The sequence below is a fragment of the Winogradskyella ouciana genome, from assembly GCF_009709615.1.
GTDB classification, from domain to species: Bacteria; Bacteroidota; Bacteroidia; order Flavobacteriales; family Flavobacteriaceae; genus Winogradskyella; species Winogradskyella ouciana.
Map to the genome: position 1 here is coordinate 435,872 of NZ_WJYA01000002.1, position 23,784 is coordinate 459,655.

The 23,784-nt window shown below is 34.3% G+C and carries 23 protein-coding genes and 1 other RNA gene; 12 read left to right on the forward strand and 12 right to left on the reverse strand.

Annotation, left to right across the window (positions count from 1 at the left end):
- Positions 1–59: 59 nt before the first annotated feature.
- The 4 genes from F1003_RS02730 to F1003_RS02745 all read left to right on the forward strand — a co-directional run bounded on the left by F1003_RS02730 (position 60) and on the right by F1003_RS02745 (position 3,639).
- On the forward strand, positions 60–1,304 hold the full coding sequence (locus F1003_RS02730; RefSeq protein ID WP_155087665.1) for an alpha/beta hydrolase-fold protein: 1,245 nt from the start codon (positions 60–62) through the stop codon (positions 1,302–1,304).
- A gap of 90 nt (positions 1,305–1,394) precedes the next feature.
- Complete coding sequence (locus F1003_RS02735; RefSeq protein ID WP_155087666.1) at positions 1,395–2,492, forward strand: heparan-alpha-glucosaminide N-acetyltransferase domain-containing protein; 1,098 nt, start codon at positions 1,395–1,397, stop codon at positions 2,490–2,492.
- Between the two features lie 50 nt (positions 2,493–2,542).
- The gene (locus F1003_RS02740; protein ID WP_155087667.1) at positions 2,543–2,995 is read left to right on the forward strand and encodes a hypothetical protein; all 453 of its coding nucleotides are present in this window, start codon (positions 2,543–2,545) and stop codon (positions 2,993–2,995) included.
- Between the two features lie 167 nt (positions 2,996–3,162).
- Positions 3,163–3,639 (forward strand): nuclear transport factor 2 family protein, encoded by a 477-nt coding sequence (locus tag F1003_RS02745; RefSeq protein ID WP_155087668.1) that lies wholly within the window; start codon positions 3,163–3,165, stop codon positions 3,637–3,639.
- 209 nt (positions 3,640–3,848) lie between these two features.
- Here the strand turns inward: F1003_RS02745 and F1003_RS02750 are convergent, their stop codons facing one another.
- The 7 genes from F1003_RS02750 to F1003_RS02780 are packed head-to-tail and all read right to left on the reverse strand — an operon-like array spanning position 3,849 to position 9,620.
- On the reverse strand, positions 3,849–4,397 hold the full coding sequence (locus tag F1003_RS02750) for a 1-acyl-sn-glycerol-3-phosphate acyltransferase (protein WP_155087669.1): 549 nt from the start codon (positions 4,395–4,397) through the stop codon (positions 3,849–3,851).
- A 1-nt stretch (position 4,398) separates the two neighbouring features.
- A complete protein-coding gene (locus tag F1003_RS02755; RefSeq protein ID WP_235898264.1) occupies positions 4,399–5,481 on the reverse strand; it encodes an iron-containing alcohol dehydrogenase family protein in 1,083 nt (360 codons plus the stop codon).
- A gap of 45 nt (positions 5,482–5,526) precedes the next feature.
- A complete protein-coding gene (locus tag F1003_RS02760) occupies positions 5,527–6,144 on the reverse strand; it encodes a CatA-like O-acetyltransferase (protein WP_155087670.1) in 618 nt (205 codons plus the stop codon).
- Positions 6,144–6,845: an HAD family hydrolase gene (locus tag F1003_RS02765; RefSeq protein WP_162306879.1), complete on the reverse strand. Its 702-nt coding sequence runs from the start codon at positions 6,843–6,845 to the stop codon at positions 6,144–6,146. Before F1003_RS02765 ends, F1003_RS02760 begins: the two co-directional genes overlap by 1 nt.
- Complete coding sequence (gene kdsB, locus F1003_RS02770) at positions 6,821–7,564, reverse strand: 3-deoxy-manno-octulosonate cytidylyltransferase (protein WP_155087671.1); 744 nt, start codon at positions 7,562–7,564, stop codon at positions 6,821–6,823. The genes F1003_RS02765 and kdsB overlap by 25 nt, the downstream gene beginning before the upstream one ends.
- A gap of 33 nt (positions 7,565–7,597) precedes the next feature.
- A complete protein-coding gene (locus F1003_RS02775; RefSeq protein WP_155087672.1) occupies positions 7,598–8,173 on the reverse strand; it encodes a DUF4126 domain-containing protein in 576 nt (191 codons plus the stop codon).
- A 4-nt stretch (positions 8,174–8,177) separates the two neighbouring features.
- Positions 8,178–9,620 carry an ATP-dependent DNA helicase gene (locus F1003_RS02780; protein ID WP_155087673.1) on the reverse strand — a complete coding sequence of 481 codons (1,443 nt, stop codon included), beginning with the start codon at positions 9,618–9,620 and terminating at the stop codon, positions 8,178–8,180.
- 144 nt (positions 9,621–9,764) lie between these two features.
- Between F1003_RS02780 and F1003_RS02785 the strand changes: the two genes are divergently transcribed.
- The 5 genes from F1003_RS02785 (at position 9,765) to F1003_RS02805 (ending at position 13,283) form a co-directional block, all read left to right on the forward strand.
- Positions 9,765–10,490 (forward strand): hypothetical protein, encoded by a 726-nt coding sequence (locus F1003_RS02785; RefSeq protein ID WP_155087674.1) that lies wholly within the window; start codon positions 9,765–9,767, stop codon positions 10,488–10,490.
- A 3-nt stretch (positions 10,491–10,493) separates the two neighbouring features.
- Positions 10,494–11,300, forward strand: coding sequence for a DUF3822 family protein (locus tag F1003_RS02790; RefSeq protein WP_155087675.1), 807 nt, complete (start codon positions 10,494–10,496; stop codon positions 11,298–11,300).
- Positions 11,300–11,839 (forward strand): RsmD family RNA methyltransferase, encoded by a 540-nt coding sequence (locus F1003_RS02795; protein ID WP_155087676.1) that lies wholly within the window; start codon positions 11,300–11,302, stop codon positions 11,837–11,839. The genes F1003_RS02790 and F1003_RS02795 overlap by 1 nt, the downstream gene beginning before the upstream one ends.
- A gap of 139 nt (positions 11,840–11,978) precedes the next feature.
- Positions 11,979–12,746, forward strand: coding sequence for a hypothetical protein (locus F1003_RS02800; protein WP_155087677.1), 768 nt, complete (start codon positions 11,979–11,981; stop codon positions 12,744–12,746).
- Positions 12,747–12,773: 27 nt separating this feature from the next.
- Positions 12,774–13,283: a nuclear transport factor 2 family protein gene (locus F1003_RS02805; RefSeq protein WP_155087678.1), complete on the forward strand. Its 510-nt coding sequence runs from the start codon at positions 12,774–12,776 to the stop codon at positions 13,281–13,283.
- Between the two features lie 50 nt (positions 13,284–13,333).
- Here the strand turns inward: F1003_RS02805 and rnpB are convergent.
- Positions 13,334–13,668: RNase P RNA component class A (gene rnpB / locus F1003_RS02810), an RNA gene on the reverse strand.
- A 102-nt stretch (positions 13,669–13,770) separates the two neighbouring features.
- On the opposite strand from rnpB, the gene F1003_RS02815 reads away from it, so the two are divergent.
- Both F1003_RS02815 and F1003_RS02820 read left to right on the forward strand, forming a co-directional pair.
- Positions 13,771–15,495 (forward strand): DNA polymerase III subunit gamma/tau, encoded by a 1,725-nt coding sequence (locus F1003_RS02815; protein ID WP_155087679.1) that lies wholly within the window; start codon positions 13,771–13,773, stop codon positions 15,493–15,495.
- A gap of 15 nt (positions 15,496–15,510) precedes the next feature.
- Positions 15,511–16,092, forward strand: a complete 582-nt coding sequence (locus tag F1003_RS02820) for a MiaE family protein (protein ID WP_155087680.1) — start codon at positions 15,511–15,513, stop codon at positions 16,090–16,092.
- A 47-nt stretch (positions 16,093–16,139) separates the two neighbouring features.
- Here F1003_RS02820 and F1003_RS02825 read toward each other — a convergent pair whose 3' ends face one another.
- From F1003_RS02825 to F1003_RS02840, 4 genes are all read right to left on the reverse strand, one after another.
- Positions 16,140–16,670: a porin family protein gene (locus tag F1003_RS02825; protein WP_155087681.1), complete on the reverse strand. Its 531-nt coding sequence runs from the start codon at positions 16,668–16,670 to the stop codon at positions 16,140–16,142.
- A gap of 108 nt (positions 16,671–16,778) precedes the next feature.
- A complete protein-coding gene (locus F1003_RS02830; protein ID WP_155087682.1) occupies positions 16,779–17,684 on the reverse strand; it encodes a Ppx/GppA phosphatase family protein in 906 nt (301 codons plus the stop codon).
- A gap of 1 nt (position 17,685) precedes the next feature.
- The gene (ppk1, locus tag F1003_RS02835) at positions 17,686–19,740 is read right to left on the reverse strand and encodes a polyphosphate kinase 1 (RefSeq protein WP_155087683.1); all 2,055 of its coding nucleotides are present in this window, start codon (positions 19,738–19,740) and stop codon (positions 17,686–17,688) included.
- The gene (locus F1003_RS02840; protein WP_155087684.1) at positions 19,737–20,225 is read right to left on the reverse strand and encodes a SixA phosphatase family protein; all 489 of its coding nucleotides are present in this window, start codon (positions 20,223–20,225) and stop codon (positions 19,737–19,739) included. The genes ppk1 and F1003_RS02840 overlap by 4 nt, the downstream gene beginning before the upstream one ends.
- Positions 20,226–20,536: 311 nt before the next feature.
- On the opposite strand from F1003_RS02840, the gene F1003_RS02845 reads away from it, so the two are divergent.
- On the forward strand, positions 20,537–23,784 hold a 3,248-nt coding region (locus F1003_RS02845; RefSeq protein WP_235898265.1), incomplete at its 3' end, for a SprB repeat-containing protein.

The window sequence follows — 23,784 nt, forward strand, 5'->3', positions numbered from 1 at the left end:
TTAAATAGAGCTAATTGAAGAATCTAACGTTATTAATTTGTATAAATTTTAAGTAATCAATGAAACATATAAATAAATACCACGCCTTGTTTTTTCTGTTTATTCTTGTCGGTTATTATGCCCAAGGACAGAATAACCCTAATCGACAAAGAAGTATCATCATAGATAGCATCTTCTCAAAGACATTAAATGAACAAAGACAATTTTTTGTGCAATTTCCTCAAGACTATGATGAAAAAAGTGATAAGAAATATCCTGTTGCGATAATTTTAGATGGTGAGTTTTTGCTTCCGACGGTCAATAACTTTCAAGGCTACTATAGTGGTGGGTTTACACCAGAAATGATATTAGTCGGAATATCTAATCTCAAAAACAGAACTAGGGATTTGACAACATCAACCATTACGGAAAATTATGGGATGCCATATAATAGAGAAAATGGTGAAGCCAGTAATTTTATAAAGTTTATTGAAGATGAATTTATTCAGCATATAGAAAAAATCTACCCTGTTACAAATTACAGAACTTTAATTGGTCATTCATATGGTGGTTTATTTACTATTTATACCTTTTTATACCATTTAAATTTATTTTCTAACTATATCGCTATAGATCCAAGTTTAGATTGGGATAATCAAAAATTGGTTAAAGCATCTCAAGATATTATTGCTAATGAAAATTATGAAGGGAAGTCATTATTTATGTCATTAAATGGTCAACTTCATATGCAAAAACCAGAAATTACAATTGACAACGTAATGCAAGATGATTCTGATTTTACGTCATTTCCGCGATCTAATATTATGCTGAAAAACATTATTGAAGAAAATGAAGGTAATGGTTTAAATTTTACATGGAAATTTTATCCAAGGGATTTGCACGGCACGATTCAATTTCCATCGATTATGGACGGCTTAATATCAATATTTCAATGGTTTCAAATGGAAAACACTCAAAAGTTTAATTCATTTGAAACTTCTACAGAAGAACTGCAAGCCATAATAAAAAACAGAGCGGATAAACTTTACAAGAATTTTGGATACCAAGTACCGCCTTATCCAGAAGATCTCCTTATTGTGTTAGGAGATATGAGTACGGACATGAAAAAGAATAAAAAAGCAAAAATGTTTTATGAGTTTGCCGTTGAGTATTACCCTTTAAGTGCAAGAGCTCATACATCAATGGCTGAATATTATGAAAACAATAATGATTTTAAGAGTTCATTAGAATATGCTCAAAAAGCTTTTAGCTTAGATTCTAATAACTATTTAAAAAAGAAAATAGAGCGCCTCAAAGGGTATTAGTATTCTTAGATTCTACAATTAAGACATCATAGCAATTAAAACATTATAGATATTCCAAAATTATATCTTTGTATTTCAACCAATCGTTAATTGAATAAAAATCGTCTTTATTTTATAGATGCCGTAAGAGCATTCGCCATTTTAATGATGCTACAAGGGCACTTTATAGATACCTTGCTAGATATATCATATAGAGACGAGTCCGATACTGCCTTTAAGGTTTGGAAATATTTTAGAGGTATTACAGCACCGACCTTTTTTACCATTTCGGGTTTAATATTTTCTTATTTACTCATTAAGGCCAAGAAAAGCGGAAGTGCAGAAAAACGTATGCGCAAAGGTTTAGTCCGTGGCTTTATGCTAATTGGTATAGGCTACTTATTAAGAGTCCCGATTTTTGAGTGGTTGTTTGGGGTATTCAATAGTTATTTTTTGGTCATTGACGTGCTTCAGTGTATAGGTCTATCCCTTATTTTAATTGTTATTATTTATAGATTAACCTGCAAGAAAACTTTAGTGTTTTCTATTTTAATGTTGCTGTTTGGCTTGGTAATTTTTATCACGGAGCCAATGTATAGACATTTAGAATTACCTCATATACCTAAATTGTTTTCTAACTATTTAACCAAAGATTATGGTTCTATATTTACCATTTTACCTTGGTTTGGTTATGTTGCCTTTGGTGGCTTTATCTCCACATTGTTTTATCGTTATTTAGAACGACCAAGGTTTAAATTGGCAACTGTTTCTGGGTTTTTTATCGTTGGTCTAGGTTTAATATTTTATTCTTCATGGTCTTTTAATGAGCTCTATTACTTATTGGATATCAAACTTTTTGAAGATGTTGCTTATTACAACTATCTGTTTACCAGACTTGGCAATGTACTTATTCTGTTTGCTTTGTTTTATTTGGCCGAAAAGTATGTTAAACAACCACTAATCTTAAAGATTGGGCAAAAAACACTCTCTATTTATGTTATTCATTTTATAATCATTTATGGAAGTTTTACAGGTGTTGGATTGTATCAACTTATTGGTAAAACCTTATTGCCATGGCAGGCTATTAGTGGTGCTTTAGTGTTTTTGGTTTCAGTATGTTTTATCTCATTTTATTATGTAAAAACCAATGCCTTTGTCTATTCTGTCTTAAGAAAAGTTGTAGATAAGATTAAAACCTCCAAACAATAAAATTCTATATGTTTTCCTTACCTTTATTACAATCAATAATTTAGTGTTTTATGAAGTGTAATCTTTATTTAGTTCTATTGACTTTATTGCTATTAACCTCATGCAATAGGATAGCCAATAAAACAAAAGAAGGCATTAACAAAGGTGGTGAAGTAGTTGGTGAAACTGCAACAGAGTTTTTTGAAGGTGTCTCTGAGGGTGTTGATAAAACACTGGAATGCGATGTTAAATTATCTAAACACCTAACTAGTATTGGACTAAAAACAGGTGTTTATAATGTAAATAGTGGCACTAACGGTAATAACAATCAACTCACTTTATATTTGATTTTTGATAATGCTATCAATGAAACAATTGTAGCCAAGGCTTATAATAAAAATGGTCTAGAAATAGGAAGGGCAAAAACTACTATAAATGGAAATGAAGGTGATGCTGGGTATTATGATTTTGAGTTTGATACAAGAACAGATATAGGTTTTAGAAATAAAATTGTTATTGAATAAAAAAGGCTCCCTAATTAAAGGAAGCCTCTTTCTCTTTCATAGCAACTAAATCAATCAATCAAATTTAAAACCTTAATTGCTAGTATATAGTATCATTTATGACACTGCAATTATATATACGAAAATATTATAAGGTCGGTTTTTAATTTTTAAAATGATATGAAAGAATGAACCCTTTAATCGAGACATTCTATAAAGCATTTAATAATCTAGATGCAAGTACTATGTGTTCTTGCTATCATGAAGACATCGTTTTTGAAGATCCTGCATTTGGAAGATTGGAAGGCGAACGCGCCAAAGCCATGTGGCAAATGTTGTGCGAATCGCAAAAAGACAAAAACTTTAAGGTTGAAGTCTCTAATATAAACTCAAACGACACTGAGGGTTCTGCACACTGGGAAGCGTATTATATTTTTAGTAAATCGGGCAGAAAAGTCCACAATAAGATTGATGCCCAATTCGAATTTAAGGATGGATTAATCATTAATCATATAGACCATTTCAATCTACATAAATGGGCACGACAAGCTTTAGGGTTTAAAGGCTTGGTCATCGGTAGAACCCGATATTTTAAAAACAAATTGAAAGCGCAGACCAATCGTCTTTTAGATAAGTATATAGACGAAAAAAAGCTATCTCGTTAGGACCTAGATAGCTTTTTTTAAATTGCAATGTTTCTTTTTAGGGACTTAATAGTTTACTTTATGTTTCATTGCATTATATATAAATCAAATCTTATGCCAAAAAAAACTTATATTTACTTAAATTTAAAAAAAAGAGCTGATTTTTACTATTCTATTATGCAAAAAGCAAAGAAAGTGGATAAAACCAACGTTAAAGCCGTTTTTATCGATTAACTGTAGGCTTTAACCTTGCCTTCTACACCTTCATAAAAGGACTTCATATACTTAAAATCGGCATGAATATCATCTGATGGGTAAAAAGGTTCTGATACTTTATTCTGCTTGTTCTTAAAGTCTAACGTGAACATTATGATTGGTACTTTCGCTTCCTTTGCTATATAGTAAAATCCGGTTTTCCATTCTTCAACTTTCTTGCGTGTACCTTCTGGTGCCAACGCCAATCTAAATTCTTCCTCCTTCTTAAAAAGCTGTGCAATGGTCTGTACTTTATTTTGACCTGGAGTACGGTCTAAGGCTCTACCTCCTACTGCCTTAAAATAATAACCAAAAGGCCATTTAAACAATTCCTTTTTTCCAACGAAGTTAACTTTTAAACCCACAACTTTTCGTAATAAAAGAGCGATAGGGAAATCGTACCAGCTCGTATGTGGTACCGCTATGATTACTGCTTTCTTAACAGTATCCTTAGAGAAGTTTGTATTGCCGACAACTTTCCAACCTAAAACCTTAAAATATATATATTTAGCCAGCCAACGCATCTTACATTAGTTTGTAAAGCGTCATCAATTTTTCTCTGGTGATTTTGTTTTTCCAGTTTTTACCAATGGCATTTTCCCATAAGGGTTCTAGGCTTAAGGCAACATCAATCATAACATTAAGCTGTTGTTCATCTAAATCTGCACAAATGCCTTGAGGCAATTCAATATTATGCTTCGCCTTCATTTTTTTAAACATGACTACACCTTCAGGATAAAATTCCTCTAAGTGATCAAAAACAATACAATTTCCAATACCATGTTTTACACCAAGTAAATAACCCAACCCATAGCTAAGGGCGTGTGCCACACCAACTTGAGAATAAGCTATACTCATTCCGCCATGCCATGATGCCATCATTAGCTTATCCTGGGAATCTTTCTCACTTAAATTATCTCCAAGAAATATATCTTGGCAAAGCTCAAAAGCTTTCTCTCCGTAACTCTGACTAAAGGCATTTAAGTACGTTCCATTAAGCGATTCTACACAATGTACAAAACAGTCCATACCAGTATAAAACCATTGGTCTTTAGGAACATCTTTGGTCAATTCTGGGTCTAATATGACCTGATCAAAAGGTGTATAGTCGCTATTAATGCCCAACTTGCGTTCTGGGCCAGTTAAAATCGTGGTTCGGGAAACCTCTGCACCTGTCCCAGAAATTGTAGGAATGCCAACATGGTATATTGCAGGATTCTTTATTAAATCCCAACCTTGGTAGTCCTTGGATTCTCCCTTATTTGTTAACATTAGGGATACAGCCTTGGCGATGTCCATAACAATACCACCTCCAATACCGATAATACCAGATGGCAACTCGCTATGGGCAAGAATAATATCTTCAACATATTGATCTATTTGAGATGTTTTAGGCTCCTCCTTGGTAGGTACGTAAACGATTTTATCCTTGTAAGACAAAGTAATTCTAGAAGTTAACCAATGATTGCCTTTAAAAACATCATCAACATAAAATATAAATGGTGCATTGCGCCCTTTTCGCATTGGCGCTAAAATTTCATCTAGCTGATTGAAACTTCCGCGTCCAAAAACAACTCTAGACACCATTGGATAATTCTTATATATCATTTACTCTTTAATCTTTAGCAAAAATAAAAACAAACTTCGTATTAACTAAGTATTTAAATAAAATTGAAATTTTTCTGCAAAAAGTCCGACATGATAACCATCAACCAAGGCATGATTAACATGAATGGACACATTCATTATTAACTTTTTGTTTTCTTCTTTAATCTTGGAAAAAGCAATTTCTGGCACTGACTCTATGTTGCCAGAATTTGGTTCTTTATGCCCTGTGAAATGAAACCATGGCAACGCCGAACAATGGATACAATCCTGACCATTGACAGGTGGATATAAATCATTAGTGCTTTGAATGCGTGCTTTTTCTCTATTGTAGTTGTCAATAAAAACATTTAAATCTTCATTATAATTTATAAACGAAAATCCAAATGTATGATCTTCTCGAGCTATTGTCGCAGAGGCATGAATCGTTTCATAGTCAACAACCTGATTATCTATGATACGATAACGAAAGTTATCGACTGCGTTTACTGCCTTCATACAATCGTGTAAATACCTTGTAAAGAAACTGACTTTATTCTTTTTTGAAAATTGGCGTGCTTTTGTGACATCAAAAGGGATAACAACACCAAAATATGGATCCTTTAGCTGTACAAAATGATTGTAAAGATTTTTTCTATTCCAAGATTCTGTATCGATAATCCTCATTATAGCAACTCTAAAATATTGGTTAATTGCTTTACAGTTTTGTAACCTTCACCATTAGCTTCTTTAGTTGTCACTTCTTCGTGTTGCCATGTAGTATGAAATGGCACATGAATAGCTTCTGCACCTATATTGATTAATGGCAGAATATCGGATTTTAAAGAATTACCAATCATTAAAAATTCTGATGGTTTTATTTCTAAATGCTTTAAAAGCTTCTCATAATTTGCCTCTTGCTTTTCGCTTAACACTTCTATATGATGAAAATATTGGAGTAACTGAGATTTTTCCAGTTTTCGCTCCTGGTCTAACAAATCTCCTTTAGTAGCCACGATAAGTTTATATTTTTTAGAGAGAGACTTTAGCACTTCCTCTACTCCGTCCAACAACTCTATAGGCTTATGAATCATATCCTTACCCAAATCGAGCATTTTACCAATGATCTCATTGGATACTTTACCGTTAGACAATTCTAAAGCCAATTCAATCATAGAAAGCATAAAACCCTTAACTCCGTAACCATAGGTTGGAAGGTTTTTTATCTCCATCTTAAATAGCTCTTGATCAATCTTATTAGGTGTTTCGTAATGCGATAACAATCTACCAACCTCTTCCTCAGCTTCTCTAAAGTAAGTTTCGTTTACCCAAAGGGTATCGTCTGCATCAAAACCTATGACTTTTATGTTTTTGTAATCTCTTTCCACAATCGTTTTGCTCTTTCTAAGTCTTCTGGTGTATCTATCTCCACTCCTTGCACTTCGGTTTCTACCATTTTAATTTTCTTTCCGTATTCTAAATAGCGAATACATTCTATCTTCTCCGTGGCTTCAATAAAGCGCATTGGTAGTACGGTAAAATCTAACAAAGCTTCTTTTCTAAACGCATATATTCCTTTATGCTTAAAATAACGTGCTCCTGCCTCCTTGTCTCTTGGATATGGAATAGGGCTTCTGGAAAAATACAGTGCAAAGTTGTTCTGATCTACAATAACCTTTACTGTGTTTGGATTTTGGATTTCTTCCCAATCCGTAATTTCAACCATTAAGGATGCCAAATCTATTTCCTTTTCCACATCATCCTTAAACACTTCTAAAACCTTGTGCAGGCTTTCGCGCTCAGTAAAAGGTTCGTCGCCTTGCACATTCACCACAATATCGCAATCTACATCTGCGACAGCTTCAGCTATTCTATCGCTTCCAGACTCGTGCTCTTTTTTGCTCATTATGGCCTTTCCTCCATTATTCACAATTTCATTAAAAATAATGTCACTATCCGTCACCACATAAACCTCGCTAAAAAGTTCTGTAGCTACTGTAGCTTCATAGGTTCTGAGAATTACGGATTTTCCGGCTAAATTCTGCATTAATTTACCTGGAAAACGAGATGCACTATAACGTGCAGGAATCATGGATATAATCTTCATATATCTACTTTATCAGTATTCAAAAATAAGGCTTTAAGATGATTTTGATTGTTTAGATTTTAACTTTTTATACAGTTTAAAAACAATATAACAAATGAACATTACCAATATAATAGCCAATACAGGAAGGAATATGGAAACAATAGACATTACAATTGATGTCCCTGTTTCTACTGTTGAAACTACCGGATTACCGATACCTGCTGTAGATACCGTAGAACCTAATCTGGTTGCTCCTACTGAGCTTTTTATGGCTGCTGCTGTTCCTCCACCTGCTATAATAGCCAATGCCCAAGTAATTACAGGACTTAAATCTGCTACAGTAGAAACCATAACTGCCGTACCAGCTATAGTTGCCAACGGAATGGCGATGGCATCCAAAACGTTATCCACTACCGGAATATAATAAGCCAATATCTCTACCAAAGTTGCTATGCCAAAAGTAATCACTGCAGTTGTTCCTCCAATCCAAGACCACGACTCATTGAGCTCCCAAACATTAAAGTATGCTGCTAAACTCAACGCAAACAATGGTAAAAAGACTCTAAAACCAACTGACGCAGCAAGTCCTATGCCTAAACAAATACTCAAAATAGTTTCTATCGTCATCGTTTTAGTTTAATTCATTTTCAACAAACATATCGTCTTTAAAGCCAATTAAATAGAGCTGTTCTTTAGCTCGAGTTACTGCTGTATATAACCAACGCACATAATCTTTATCCATTCCGTTGGGAAGGTATGGTTGCTCTATAAAAATAGTATTCCATTGCCCTCCTTGGGATTTATGGCAAGTTATGGCATAAGAAAACTTAACCTGCAAAGCATTAAAGTACTTATTATTCTTCACTCCCAAAAATCGTTTATAGTTAGATTTTTCGTTAGCGTAATCCTTAGCAACTTCTTGATATAGTCGATTAGACTCTTCATAACTTAGTGAAGCACTTTCTACATCAATGGTATCTAAAAGCAATACCGTCTCAAAAGGTCGCATGCGTGGATAATCTACCATCTTCACTTTTACCTCGGCGAATTTAAATCCGTATAACTCTTTTATACTAAATATTTCCAGAACTTCTACAATATCGCCATTGGCAATAAAGCCTGCTTCTGTGGTGGGTTTAATCCAAAAATAATTATTCTTAACCACCATTAAATAATCACCAGCTGACAACTCACTATCATTAAACAAAATACGTTCACGGATTTGTTTGTTATATTGGTTAGCACGTTTATTACTTCTTACAATTATAGCTGTTTCCTCATAGCCTTCGTTACTATAGGCATCATTAATGGCATCCATAATTTCATAACCATCAACTAACCTTACGATGTCTTTGTAAGGGTTAACATTGAATTTAAAACTGTCATAAAAACTGGTTTCCAATACTGCTCTAAGCTCGGTAGCATTTTCTAAAATACCAGAGTCTTGTTCTTGTCTTACAACTTCGTCGAGTTCAATTCCCGTAACGTCTTTATTAAAATTAAGACTGAGTTTGTCTGCGTCTAAAGCGGGACTTAAGTCCGATTTTACAGGTGGTAATTGCGCTTTATCACCAATTAACAATAGTTTACATTGATGCCCAGAATATACATATTGCATTAAATCATCTAACAATGACCCATTTTCAAATAACTTAGAATCCGATGGTACGTCTGGTATCATAGATGCTTCGTCAACTATAAAGATGGTATTTCTGTGCTTATTAGGTTGCATTACAAATTTTACTCCACCGCCTTTTTCTTTCTTTGGGTAATAAATTTTCTTATGAATTGTAAATGCTTCTTTTTTAGAATAGTTTGAAATTACTTTAGCTGCTCTTCCTGTTGGTGCCAATAAAACTGCACTTTTTTTTGTCTGCCACAAATGCGTAACTATAGTGCCAATAATACTAGTCTTACCAGTACCAGCATAACCCTTTAATAAATAAATGGAATTAGATGATTTATCAAAAACAAATTGCGACAACTGCATCAGCACCTTATCTTGCTTGGATGTTGGTGTAAAAGGAAACTTAGATTTTAATAGTGAATAAAACGCGGAAGCATTAGTAATCATAAAGAATTAAATATATAGCAAGATAGCATTATTATATATTCATCAATCATGCTTTTTGATATTTTCAATGATTTTTATTTAGATAATTTTTACCAACAAAAAAAAATTGTAGATTTGCGATAGACCTAATTAATATACTTTAACATGAATGTGATTATTTCAATTGTAGTTATTATTTTATTAACCATCGGTATTGTATGGTTAATTGACAAATTTGTACCTAAGAAATTAAAACCCGTTATTAACATAGTGCTTTGGGTATTGATAATTTTTCTAGGGTACCTTACATTTATGTCAGTATATGAAGAGATAAAGTTTAACAAGCTAAAAGTTAAGCGCTACGCAGTTGTTATAGATCGTTTAATAGATATTAGGGATTCTCAATTGGCCTATAAAGAAGTTAATGGTGAATATGCCGGTGATTTTAATAAACTTATTAATTTTGTAGAAAATGGTCAAGTACCAATTACACAAAGACGCGACACGTTAGTATTGGATGAAGAAAGAACACGTGCTTTTGGTGGTGTAGAAACCATGAAAACTATTACATTGATAGATACCTTAAGCTATTACACTGTTAGGGATTCTATTTTCAAGGGAGACAGTCGTTACAAATCTATGGCAGATGTAGGTGTAGGTGAACCAGGAGCAAAGTTTAAACTACAAGCTGGAAAAATAGATGACATTCCTGTTTTTGAAGCCAGTGTAGATAAAGCTGTTGTTTTATATGACCAAGAAAAATATCTTATTGAAAAAGAAAAGCAAGCAGTCTCAATAGCCGGTGTAAAAGGAGAGACTGTAAAGATAGGCTCAATGGAAGAAGTAAACACCAGTGGAAATTGGGGTAAAGATCTTTCAATTAAGGAATAAATTTTGAAACAAAATAATATTAAAGAACTGTCCATTCAAGTAAATTTGAATGGGCTTTCTTTTTGCATTTTAAACAGAACTTCAAATACCATTGAATTTCTTAACCATATAGCTTTTAAAAATAAGCTGACTCCTTTTGATGCGCTTAATCGTCTTAAAACCGAATTGAGCTCTAACACTGTTTTTTCCGATGAGTTTGATGCGGTTACTGTTATTCATCAAAATGAATTATCTACACTTGTGCCAAAAGATTTATATGACGAAAACCATAAGGCCGACTATTTAAAATTTAATGCCAAAATCCTAAAGACAGATTATATAACACATGATGAGATTGTAGTTAATGATTGTATCAATATCTACATTCCATATGTAAACATCAACAATTACATTTTTGAAACCTTTGGCGAGTTTGTTTACAAACATGCCTCTACACTTTTAATAGATACGGTTTTACAGAACAAAAAAACGAAAGATGACCCTGAAATCTATATTAATGTAAATACATCAACTATTGAAGTTTTAGTTGTAAATAAAGGTCAACTGCAATTATTTAACGCTTTTGAATATCACAGTAAAGAAGACTTTATCTATTATATTTTATTTGTTTTTGAGCAATTAAAACTCGATGCAGAAACCGCTAAAATTTACCTTTCCGGTAACATAGAAAAAGATGATGAGCTTTATGGTGTAGTTTACACATATATTAGACATGTACAAATCATTACTGTTAATTTTAGCTACAAACTTTCGGATGCCATAAAAAATGAAAAACTTCATCGGCACTTTTTAATTTTAAACTCATTTTAATGCGTATTATTTCTGGTTTATATAAAGGCAGAAAGATACAGGCACCAAAAAAACTGCCTGTTAGGCCTACTACAGATATGGCAAAGGAAGCGCTATTCAATATCTTAAATAATCAATATTATTTTGATGAGATTTCTGTGTTGGATTTATTCTCTGGCACTGGTAATATAAGTTATGAGTTTGCCTCAAGAGGGACAGAACAGATTGTTGCTGTTGATGCTAATTATGGCTGTATAAAGTTTATTAATGAAACAGCAGAAAACTTTGAAATGCCTATCAGATCTACAAAAAGTGATGTTTTTAAGTTCTTGGAAAATTCTAAACAACAACATACCATCATCTTTGCTGATCCACCTTATGATTTTGAGGTTGAATTGTTCTCTAAAATTCCACAGCTAGTCTTTCAAAATAAGCTGTTGGAAGACAATGGAAGTCTTATAATTGAACACTCAAAGCATACAGATTTAAGCCATCTCGACCACTACTCACATTCAAAAAGTTATGGTGGTAATATGTTTAGTTTTTTTCAAAATAATTGATTTTCAGTATTGTAGGGCATTTCCTAATTAAATATATTCACTACATTTATAAGCCTTTGCAGATTTCGCTGCATTATTTCTACATGTATTATTTATGAATTGTTATGGTTTAAAAGCTATTAACCAAAACCAAACAATTATGAAAATTTTTAAAAAAGGGATGTTGGCCCTAATGACTGTTGTATTCGCATTCAACTTTTCCAACGCACAAGATGAACAACCAATAATGTTCGCCGTACACACCGACAATGTTAACTTTAACATGATGGCACAATACGAAGATTCGGCCAAACAACTAAAAGACAATTGCGAAAAGTACAATATTAAAGATGCGAGTTGGACCGCAATAAGTGTTGAAGATGGTCGCTATGTCTATGTCACTCCGATTAAGAGCATGGCAGATCTCGATAAAAATCCTATGGGAGATTTAGCAGAAAAAATGGGTGAAGAAGAAATGGGGAAAATGTTTGAAAAAATGAACGAATGCTACGATTCCCACAGTGATGAAATCGTTCATTTTAGTCCCAGACTATCCTATATACCAGAAGGATATAGCACCGAAGGTAAAAATCATAGAGAGTATCATTTTTTATATTATGCGCCAAAAGATGGTAAAGAAATGAGGGAAGCTATGACTAAAGTAAAGGAGATGTTTAAGACTAAAGGTGTTAAAAATGGCTACGAAGTATATCACAGTGGTTTCGGAAGCGAAGAAAGCTATTATATGGTTGCGATTGCAGGTGAAGATGGCTTGTCCATTGCACAAGGTGGAAAAGAAAATGATGAACTTTTAGGTGATGATAAAGATGCTACGTTTTATAACGTTATTAAGCTAACGACAAAGTATGATCAGGTAGAAGCTACTGTTAGACCAGATTTGAGCTATGCACCATCAGATGAAGAGTAATCAAAATCTAATCCTAAAACTATTCAAATGAAAAATTTATTAGTTATTGGGTTGTTTCTTTTAGCGATGACCTCTTGTGAAGAACACAAACAACAATATTTTGCAGAATCAGACGAGACTAAAACCTTAGAGGCAGGAATAGCCGCTTACGAAAGCGGAGATTGGGATACATGGAGAAATCATTTTGCTGATACAGCAAAAATCTATGTCAACTCTAAAGAACCCGTGACATTAGATGCCAGAGTTAATGAACTAAAAGCAATGACTGGTGCTTTTTCTTCTTATGGCTTTGACAAAGAAAAGGACCATATGGAAATGGTAATTGATAAAAACGATGAAACTTGGGTCTATTATTGGGCAACACACAATGGCTCAATGACTAATGGTACCAATTTGTCAATACCAGTACATTTAGCGGTTCAGTTTGTGGATGGTAAAATTACCAAAGAGCATATTTACTTTGACGGCACCGAGATGAACGCTGCAATAAGTGCCATGCAAGCTGAAGCTGCGAAAGAAAGTGAATCTACCGAATGATAATCTAATTTATCAATAAAAAAACCTTCTTACTTAAGAAGGTTTTTTTATGTCTAAGCAAATCTATAAGCCGAATTCTGTATACTGACGATGATAAATCATGTCAGCATCCTTATCATTTATCTGCGTTTACTGTTACCAGCAAACTTTAGCTGCCTACCCTCCAACAATCGAGCGTGCCGCCCTCAAGCGTTGGTTTACATGACATTGCACCACATAGAGTTTACCTGGTTTCACTACAGCATTACCTGTACATACTTTCTGTTGCACTTTTCCTAACCTCACGGTTGGTGGCTGTTAGCCACTATGTTGCACTATGGTGTTCGGACTTTCCTACCTTGTGCTGAAGTAAATTCAGCATAAGATCGATAAGGCGATCTACTTGGCGCAAAAGTACATAAATTGTTAATAACTCATATTAAATTCTAAGCTTCATAAATGGCTATTTAGAGGTTATTCTTAAATTTGTATTTCAGTTAATTTTTCAATGGAACATTTCGTAGTATCGGCCCGAAAATATAGACCACAGACCTTTAAGGATGTTGTGGGTCAGGAGGCTATTACAAATACATTGCTTAATGCCATTGAAAACAATCACTTAGCTCAAGCCTTGTTATTTACAGGTCCTCGTGGTGTTGGTAAAACCACCTGTGCTCGTATTTTGGCAAAGATGATTAATAGTGATGGTGATACTAAAGAGGACGAAGACTTTGCCTTCAACATTTTTGAGCTAGATGCTGCGTCCAACAACTCTGTTGATGATATTAGAAACCTAACAGACCAAGTTAGGATTCCACCACAAGTTGGTAAATACAAAGTATATATCATTGATGAGGTACACATGTTATCTGCGGCTGCATTTAATGCGTTTCTTAAAACGCTGGAAGAGCCGCCAAAACACTGTATTTTCATTTTAGCGACAACAGAGAAGCACAAAATTATACCAACGATATTATCGCGTTGCCAGATTTTTGATTTTAAACGTATTACGGTTACCGATGCCAAAGAGTATCTTAAATATATAGCTGAAGAACAAGGTATTAATGCCGAAGATGATGCATTGCACATTATAGCGCAGAAAGCAGATGGAGCCATGCGTGATGCGCTTTCAATTTTTGACAGAGTTGTTAGTTTTTCTGGTAAAAATTTAACCAGACAAGCTGTAACCGAAAATCTTAATGTACTCGATTACGAAACCTATTTTGAAAGCACAGATTTAATCCTTGAGAATAAAATACCAGAACTGTTAGTGCAATTCAATACCATTTTATCAAAAGGATTTGATGGTCACCATTATATAGCTGGTTTGGCGTCTCACTTTAGGGATTTAATGGTTTGTAGAAATCAGGCAACCATTGATTTGTTGGAAGTTGGAGAAGAAACTAAACAAAAGTATGTAGAACAATGTCTAAAAACCTCCGATTCGTTTTTAATGCAAGGCATACAAATGGCCAATGACTGTGATTTAAAATATAAAACCAGTAAAAATCAACGTCTGTTAGTAGAACTGACACTTATGCAATTGGCCTCTATCACTTATGATGGAGAAAAAAAAAACAGTAGGCATTTCATAATTCCTGCCTCTTATTTCAAAGCCAAGGGCATTAAACCTATTCCTGTTGATAAAACTTCAAAGGAGGAAAAACTTGAGCAAGAGCAATCCACAGTTGAAAAAATCACACAAAAAGAAGAAACGCAAACTGCTGTCGCTGAACCTGTAGTTGTACCAAAAATTTCAATAGATAAAGCTAAGAAGACAACCTCTGGTCTATCTTTAAAAAGCATAAAGGAAAAGAAAGAACATCAAATACGTCAATTAGATGTTATTATTGATGAAGATGACTTACCAAAAGAGCCTGTTGATCAAGAAGCATTGACTAAAGCTTGGAATGCCTATGCAAAGTCTATAGATAAAAAAGGCGAAAAGATTTTAGCATCCATTTTACAAATGGATAGCCCAAAATTACAAGGTACCACCATTCACCTTACCTACTCTAACAACACTAACAAAATAGAGCTAGAACGCGCACAATATCCTTTATTGGCACATTTACGGAAAACCCTCATGAACTTCGATTTACACCTAGATATAAAGGTCAATGAAGAAGTAGCTAAGAAATATGCGTTTACACCAAGAGAGAAATACGAAAAATTAAAAGAGAAAAACCCAAACATAGAGTTACTTAAAAAAACCTTCGGTTTGGATGTTTAAGTTGAAAATAATAATATGCTAGGCCTAAAATTACCAACAGATCCAAGATGGGTTAATATCGTAGAAAAAAATATTGAAGATATTTTAACCGACCATGCGTATTGTGAGCAAAAAGCAGCAAGTACGGCAATTTCCTTAATAGTAAGTTTTCCTGAATATACTGAGCTGGTACAAGAAATGATAGATTTAGTCGAAGAAGAAATAAGCCATTTTAAGATGGTGCACGACTTAATTCTTGAACGTGGTTGGATTTTGGGCAGAGATAGAAAAGATGACTATGTTATTGCCTTATTGAAATTCTTCCCAAAAGGTGGTAGTAGAACTACACAATTAGTACACAGACTCTTGTATGCTGCTCTAATAGAAGCCAGAAGCTGTGAACGTTTTAGATTACTATCGGAAGAACTGGAAGACAAAAAATTGGCCAAATTCTACAGAAAACTAATGATTAGTGAAGCTAATCATTATACCATGTTCTTAAACTTCGCAAGACAATATGGCGAACGCAAAGAAGTGGATAAAAAATGGCAGCAACTTCTTGATTACGAAGCCGAAATAATAAAAGGTTTAGGGAATAAAGAAACTATTCACGGATAAAAAAAAAGCCTCAACACAAGTTGAAGCTTTATTACAAGGTTATTCTTTTAAATTTTTATACCAAAACCAAATTGCATCACATGGTTTTTGGCTTCCAAGTCAGTTAAATCTTCATCAAGTATATTAGTTAAACCATAAGAAAATCTAGCATCAACAAAAAGTTCGCTAGTAATCATATACTCTGCTCCAATAACTCCCGAAAATGCAAATGTTGAAAAGCCGTCATTATTTTTCCAGGTTTTTAAAGCTATCTGTGGTCCAGCCATAAAAGACAAACGCTCTGATGTAGAAAGTTTCAGCAAGATAGGCATTTGAATATAATCTGCTCTTATACTTTCATCCTTTCCACCTTCAGCAGACCATTGTAACTCCGTTGTTAAAGATACGTCTTCCGATAGACCAAAATCCACAAAACCTGCAAAGGCAAAACCATTGCGGTGTTGGTTAACAAAAGTTGCGTCTGGTTCAAAATCCAGGTTAGATACATTCAGTGCTCCCCTTACACCATACTTTACATCTTGAGATAAACATATAGTCGTAAAACACACCAATACTGAGGCAAGTAATATTTTTTTCATAATCATCAATTTGAGACTGCCAATATAGATTTAAATTTTCGAATTTTGAATAAATTTATTAATTTTTACCGACAATCAGTTAATTTTTGTAATATTTTTCATTCAAAATCATACGATTACGCTCGAAACGGTTTCATAATATATACTTTTTATAATACCATCAGACAACCCGATTTTGGGTACATATATATCTTTTGCTCCGCTCCATTTCATCGCTGATAAGTATATTCTGGTTGCAGGAATAATAACATCGGCCCTATCTTGATTGAGGTTTAATTTAGTAATTCTTTCTTCATAAGAATAACTCTGCAATGTCTTATAATAACTTGTTAAGTAGAAATAGGTTAACGGTTTTCCTAGATCCTTTCCGGATATCTTGAATATCTTATTGATATTACCACCAGAACCTATGAGCTCAATTTTATAGTAATCTTTAGTATTATCCTTTATCCAGTTTTCTAGTTCAACCCAAGTTTCATTCTTTACAATATCATTGAGCAATCTTACCGTACCTATCTTAAACGATCTCGATTTTATCTTTTCTCCATTGTGGATTATGGAAAACTCAGTACTACCTCCACCAACATCAACATATAAATAGGTTTTGTTAGGATCTATAAATGTATGTAAATCCGTTGCCGCTATAATAGCAGCTTCTTCTTCACCATCAATAACATCTATGTTAATTCCGCAGGTGTCTAATATTTTCTGTGACAAAGGTTGACTATTATTAGCTTCGCGCATTGCAGAAGTGGCACAAGCCTTATACCTTACCACTCCATGAGATTTCATTAACAAACTAAAGGCTTTCATCGTATCTATCATACGTTCTTGGTTGTATTCTGATATGCTACCATTCATAAAAACATCCGCACCCAATCGAATTGGTACTCTCACCAATGAGTTTTTCTTGAATACTACGTTTTCATTATCTTGCTCAATGATATTAGATATTAGTAATCTTACGGCATTAGACCCGATATCTATCGCAGCATATTTCTGAATCTTCAGCATATTATCCTTCTAATTTGTTTTTATAATAGTTATAGGTATCAAATTGCGCTCTTACTTTTGGTTTATTATTCCTGCGATATGTATTATCTTGAGTTTCATTAATAATACGCGCTTTAACATTGTCTTGCCAGCATATTTCAAATAATTCCTGCAACTCTACCTTTATATCTTTATCATAAATCGGGCAACTTACTTCTACTCTATTATCTATATTTCTTGTCATCCAGTCTGCTGATGAAATATAAATTTTTGGATCCTCGTTATTTCCAAAAATATACAATCTCGTATGCTCTAAAAACTTATCAATAATACTGATGATTTCAATATTTTCGCTCATACCTTTAACTCCCGGAACCAAACAACAAAGCCCTCTTACTATCATTTGTATTTTAACTCCTGCTCTGCTAGCTTCGTAAAGCTTATCGACCATTTTATAACTGCTTATGCTATTCATTTTTAATTTGAGATAAGCTGGTTTACCATTTTTGGCATTCTCAATCTCTTTGTCAATTAAAGCAAAGAACTTTGACTTGGTGTAATGAGGTGAAGTAATGATGTGTTTATATCTATTAACCTTATAGTTAACCTCAAAGAAATTAAATACTTTATTTAAATCCTTTAATATTTTTTGATTGGCAGTTAGTACAGTGAAATCCGTATATATTTTAGCTGTGGATTCATTAAAATTACCTGTACTAACAAATCCGTATCTTACAACTTTGTCTCCTTCCTCGCGCTCTATGACACACATTTTGCTATGCACCTTTAAACCTGGTACACCAAATAACATATTGACTCCAGCATCTTGCATTTGCTCTGCGTAATTAATATTTGCCTCCTCGTCAAATCGCGCTCTTAATTCTATAGATACAGTAACTTTCTTACCATTTTTGGCAGCATTGATTAGAGAACTAGCAACGTGAGAGATTTGGGCTAATCTATAAATAGTTATTTTTATTGTCCTTACCTTTGGATCCAAGGCAGCTTCTCTTAAAAACTTTACGATATAAGAAAATGTGTGATAGGGAGTATAGATTAGATAATCCTTTTTGGCGATAGTTTTAAAAATACTCTCTTCAAAACTAAGACCTTTAACGGGTAAGGGTACAATTCTCTCATAGAGCAAATCTGTACGGCCTAAACTCGGAAAATCCATATAATCTCTACGATTGTGATAGCGACCACCAGGTATTATACTATCTTTTTTATCTATTGACATACGATCTAACAGAAAATTAAGCGTATCACTATCTATATTTTTATCATGTACAAATCTTACAGGGTCACCACTTTGTCTATCTTTTACACTAGCAGATAACTTATCAATAAAACTCTTACTGAGGTCACTATCAAAATCCAACTCACCATCTCTAGTGATCTTAATCATGTGGGCAGATATCGTTTCATAATCAAAAATATTGAAGATTTCATTGAGAAAATGACGAATAACATCATCTACTGTAATGATATAATTTGCATCGCCTTTACTTGGCAACACAATAAATCTATCCATCGTTTTAGAAATCTCTATAAGCGCATACTGGTCTGGTCGATTTAAGTTAGACATTTTAACGGATAAATATCCTGCACTATCCTTTAGTTCTGGTAAATCGATGTCTTCATTCAATACAATAACAACCAGAGCTGGGCTAATTTCTTGGTAATAGTAATTCTTTATAAAATTGTGTTGCTCAGCATCTATTTCAGTTTCATTAATGATAAAGATGTTCTCTTTTTCTAGCTCTTGCTCAATCTCATTTAATATTTCTACACTTTCACTCTGTTGATCAATGACAACTTTGGTGATTTCCTCAAGTAATTCCTCGGCTTTTATACCTCCAAGTTCACTCTTACCACCTTTGCCTGCATCAAAAATTCGCTTAACGGTTGCGTAGCGTACTTTAAAGAATTCATCTAAATTATTAGAAAAAATTCCTAAAAACCTTAAGCGTTCAATTAATGGTACATCTTTATCTGCAGCTTCTTGTAAAACACGAGCATTAAATTGCAACCAACTCAATTCACGGTTAATATATACGTTTTTGTCTTTTGTCATTTTTTCAATTCCTTGGGAATAATTACGAGTTCAGTGGTTCCTTGTTTAAAATCTTGCCAATTATCAATGTCAAAATTAAGCTTTACAAGTCCACTAGTAGGAAGATTATCAATAAATCTGTCCCCAAAAATATTGGCTATTGATGTAAAAGCATGATTATGACCAAAAATCATGACACTATCAATAGTATTAGGAAGTTTTTTTATGAAATTAATTACACCTTCACCACTAAAATCATACAAATCCTTATTAATAGTAAAAGAATTTTCTGACAAACCAAAAACATCCATAAAAATCCTACATGTAGATAGTGCTCTATTAGCAGGACTCGTAAAGATTTTTTCAGGCACATCATTAGACCCAAGATATTGATTGGCAACTAATTTAGCATCATTTACACCTCTTGATTTTAAAGGCCTTTCGGCATCTGAGACATCATATTTCCATGAGGATTTTCCATGCCTAACAAGTACTATTGTTTTCATATTTTTCCGTTTAAAAGCGATTTTTATCGATAAAATGTTGCATAATTCCGTTTTAACGAGTATTTTGCCCCTTTAACTCTAATGTTTGTTTTATACTTTAGTTATAAGTTCTTTTGTTTGTGTAAAATTAATGTAAATGACCCCAAATCAAAAATATATTAATCCATTCAATATTTCATTTACCTTAATAATACTTCCCTCTATTTTTTTGCAATTAACAAAACATACAATGTTGCCAAATTTTTAAATGACTAATATTGGTCATTTTAGATTTAGCCACATTATGGACATTATACGTTATTATGTACAATATGAAAAACAAATACAATTGTATTTCAGGCATAAGTATAGCTAAAACGCTTATAGTAGCGGTGTTAGTTATGCTTCCATACGCGCTATTTGGTCAGCAGTCACCTTCTATTCAAAATGGTGTTAGCTTTCAATGGTCAGATATTCAGCTGAATAATAATAATTCGGCAACTATTCAATCAATAACAATTAATGGTCAGGTCTACAGTACATTTGTGGTACCATCTGATTATGAACTTACAATAGTTGATAATCATAAGGAAAACGAAATAATGCGAAATGGAGTCCGTTTAATAGATCGCAGTGATGATAAGGATGATATTGATGGTGATGGCCCAGCAGATGATGATGATACGAGTACACTATGGAATAATTTAGCACTGGCTGCTTTTCAAGATAAAAACCTCAATCATTTTTATGCCTCCAGCAATAATGGCGAAGATTTTTGTTCAGACTCAGAAGAGTTAGAGGACATTGAAGAAGATTGGGAAGACGATGATGGTCCACAGTTACAAACTATCTTCTATAACCCATCCATTCCGTCTAATGAAGGCGGGATTTTAGCTGTTACAGAAAGGGGTGGTAATAATTGTTACTACGTTAAAGTGTGGGGAATACCGACTGGTGGTGGTCCTGAGCAGTTATTAGGGGAAACATTTGTAAGAACCGGTGGAAACCATACAGGATGTAATTATGCACCTCCAGTTAATGGTTCAGATTACTGGCAGTCAGGACGGTGTAATGAAAATGGACAAACAATATCTATAGCGTTATTCTATTTGGATGACATTGCACCGACCGGGTCTAAAATTACAAAAATTGAATTTGTAGGAGCCACAAAGGATCATGGGGACGGTAAATTTTTTATTTCACAAAAATATGCTGTAGATCAATATGAAACAGAATGTCTAAATGAAAAGTTTGATGGAGATTTAAATGAGAGTAATAATGTACCTGAAGGATCTACTTATACCCTGATATCTGGACCATCACCAGCAGGACAATCTTTTGAATTTAATCAAGATGGAACTTATCACTATATACCAACAGATGATTTTACAGGTGATGTAACATTTGAATATCTAGTGTGCCTACCAGCACCAAACTTATTAGTTTGTGATTCAGCCTCAGTAACCTTAAACTATGTTGATTTACCACCATTACCTGAAGCTAGTGTAAGCTGTGGATCAGGAAATGATAATTTTACAATTTCTATCACAAATCCTTTAGATTCTGTTTATGAGTATTCACTGAATAATGGCCCCTACCAAAGTTCAACAGAATTTAACAATTTACCTGAAGGAACATATTCAGTATCAGTAAGAAGCACAAATACACTTTGTGTTAATGTATTACCTTCAAATATTGTTTTAGATAACTTAGAACTTACCGGAACTGTCACTGATGTTTCATGTTTTGGTGATAGTACAGGTACGATTGATATAACTGTATCTGGTGGTAATCCTCCATACACATATGCATGGAGTAACTCAGATACTACTGAAGATTTAGCAAATGTAGAAGCAGGAACTTATACTGTCACCGTCACTGATGCCAATGGTTGTACAATATCTGATGATTTTACGGTTAATCAGCCAACTGAGGAGTTAACATCAATGGTTAATTCTAGCACGGATATTCTTTGTAGAGGAGATGCTACAGGAGCAATTGATATATTAGTTAATGGTGGCACAGCGCCTTACACCTATTTATGGAATACAGGAGATACAACAGAAGACCTTTCGGGTATAGTTGCTGGTAATTATTCAGTGACCGTAACAGATGCTAACGGATGTACTTCAACAACCCAAATAACCCTAAATGAACCGTCAGCAGACTTAGAGGGCTCTATAACAAATATAAACGACGTTGATTGTTCTAGTGACGGTGATGGTAGTTTTACAGTTAGCGCAACAGGTGGTACAAGTCCTTATCTATACTCTATTGATAACGGAGTTAATAATCAAAATAGTGGACTATTTGAAAATTTAGATAATGGAACTTATAATGTTTTAATTACTGATGCTAATGACTGTACAACTACAGTTACTGCTGTTATTGGTGTTAATGATGTGGAATCACCACAAATATCTGTTCCTAGTACAATTAATTTAGAAGGATGTTCTACTTCGGATATTATTGCTTCAAATTCTGTTTTTGAATTTAATGATTCAGGTTCAGGCGATGTTCAAAGTACATTTGCAAGCAACCCAAATTATAATGCTTCGGATGATTTTAATATAGCTTCAATAACATATATTGATGTTGTCACTTCTACCAATTACTGCCCTATAATAGTTCAACGTACGTTTACTATAACAGATAACTGCGGCAACTCTGCTTCAGCTGTTAAAAGTATTACTGTTGATGATACAACACCTCCGACGATCACGGCTCCTGCTGATGTCACTATTGAGTGTACCGATGATGAGTCCTCTGCCAATACTGGTGTCGCTACAGCTTCCGATACTTGTGGTGATGTGACCATTACCGAATCTGACGTTGAGACGGCGGCTTGTGGCAATACTAAAACGATTACACGTACCTGGACAGCTACTGATGCCTGTGGAAACACCGCTTCCGATACGCAGACCATTACCGTTGTGGATACTACACCTCCAACGATAACCGCTCCTGCAGATGTCACTATTGAGTGTACCGACGATGAGTCCTCTGCCAATACTGGTGTGGCTACAGCTTTAGATACTTGTGGTGATGTGACTATTACTGAAAGTGACGTTGAGACGGCTGCTTGTGGCAATACTAAAACGATTACACGTACCTGGACAGCCACTGATGCCTGTGGGAACACGGCTTCCGATACACAGACCATTACCGTTGTGGATACTACACCTCCAACGATAACGGCTCCGGCTGATGTCACTATTGAGTGTACCGACGATGAGTCCTCTGCCAATACTGGTGTGGCTACGGCTTCCGATACCTGTGGTGATGTGACCATTACCGAATCTGATGTTGAGACGGCTGCTTGTGGCAATACAAAAACCATTACACGTACTTGGACCGCTACCGATGCTTGTGGGAACACGGCTTCCGATACACAGACCATTACCGTTGTGGATACAATACCACCAACGATCACGGCTCCTGCCGATGTCACTATTGAGTGTACCGATGATGAGTCCTCTGCCAATACTGGTGTGGCTACGGCTTCCGATACTTGTGGTGATGTGACCATTACTGAATCCGATATTGAGACGGCTGCTTGTGGGAATACTAAAACGATTAC

Bases quoted from the DNA above. Each gene is read 5' to 3' on its own strand.
- F1003_RS02825 (WP_155087681.1), bottom strand. From the start codon at position 16,670: ATGAAAAAAATATTACTTGCCTCAGTATTGGTGTGTTTTACGACTATA.
- F1003_RS02780 (WP_155087673.1), bottom strand. From the start codon at position 9,620: ATGATTACTAATGCTTCCGCGTTTTATTCACTATTAAAATCTAAGTTT.
- F1003_RS02785 (WP_155087674.1), top strand. From the start codon at position 9,765: ATGAATGTGATTATTTCAATTGTAGTTATTATTTTATTAACCATCGGT.
- ppk1 (WP_155087683.1), bottom strand. From the start codon at position 19,740: ATGACAAAAGACAAAAACGTATATATTAACCGTGAATTGAGTTGGTTG.
- F1003_RS02760 (WP_155087670.1), bottom strand. From the start codon at position 6,144: ATGAGGATTATCGATACAGAATCTTGGAATAGAAAAAATCTTTACAAT.
- F1003_RS02795 (WP_155087676.1), top strand. From the start codon at position 11,300: ATGCGTATTATTTCTGGTTTATATAAAGGCAGAAAGATACAGGCACCA.
- F1003_RS02775 (WP_155087672.1), bottom strand. From the start codon at position 8,173: ATGACGATAGAAACTATTTTGAGTATTTGTTTAGGCATAGGACTTGCT.
- F1003_RS02750 (WP_155087669.1), bottom strand. From the start codon at position 4,397: ATGCGTTGGCTGGCTAAATATATATATTTTAAGGTTTTAGGTTGGAAA.
- F1003_RS02805 (WP_155087678.1), top strand. From the start codon at position 12,774: ATGAAAAATTTATTAGTTATTGGGTTGTTTCTTTTAGCGATGACCTCT.
- F1003_RS02815 (WP_155087679.1), top strand. From the start codon at position 13,771: ATGGAACATTTCGTAGTATCGGCCCGAAAATATAGACCACAGACCTTT.
- F1003_RS02840 (WP_155087684.1), bottom strand. From the start codon at position 20,225: ATGAAAACAATAGTACTTGTTAGGCATGGAAAATCCTCATGGAAATAT.
- F1003_RS02745 (WP_155087668.1), top strand. From the start codon at position 3,163: ATGAACCCTTTAATCGAGACATTCTATAAAGCATTTAATAATCTAGAT.
- F1003_RS02730 (WP_155087665.1), top strand. From the start codon at position 60: ATGAAACATATAAATAAATACCACGCCTTGTTTTTTCTGTTTATTCTT.
- F1003_RS02830 (WP_155087682.1), bottom strand. From the start codon at position 17,684: ATGCTGAAGATTCAGAAATATGCTGCGATAGATATCGGGTCTAATGCC.
- F1003_RS02755 (WP_235898264.1), bottom strand. From the start codon at position 5,481: ATGATATATAAGAATTATCCAATGGTGTCTAGAGTTGTTTTTGGACGC.
- F1003_RS02820 (WP_155087680.1), top strand. From the start codon at position 15,511: ATGCTAGGCCTAAAATTACCAACAGATCCAAGATGGGTTAATATCGTA.
- F1003_RS02800 (WP_155087677.1), top strand. From the start codon at position 11,979: ATGAAAATTTTTAAAAAAGGGATGTTGGCCCTAATGACTGTTGTATTC.
- kdsB (WP_155087671.1), bottom strand. From the start codon at position 7,564: ATGAAGATTATATCCATGATTCCTGCACGTTATAGTGCATCTCGTTTT.
- F1003_RS02740 (WP_155087667.1), top strand. From the start codon at position 2,543: ATGAAGTGTAATCTTTATTTAGTTCTATTGACTTTATTGCTATTAACC.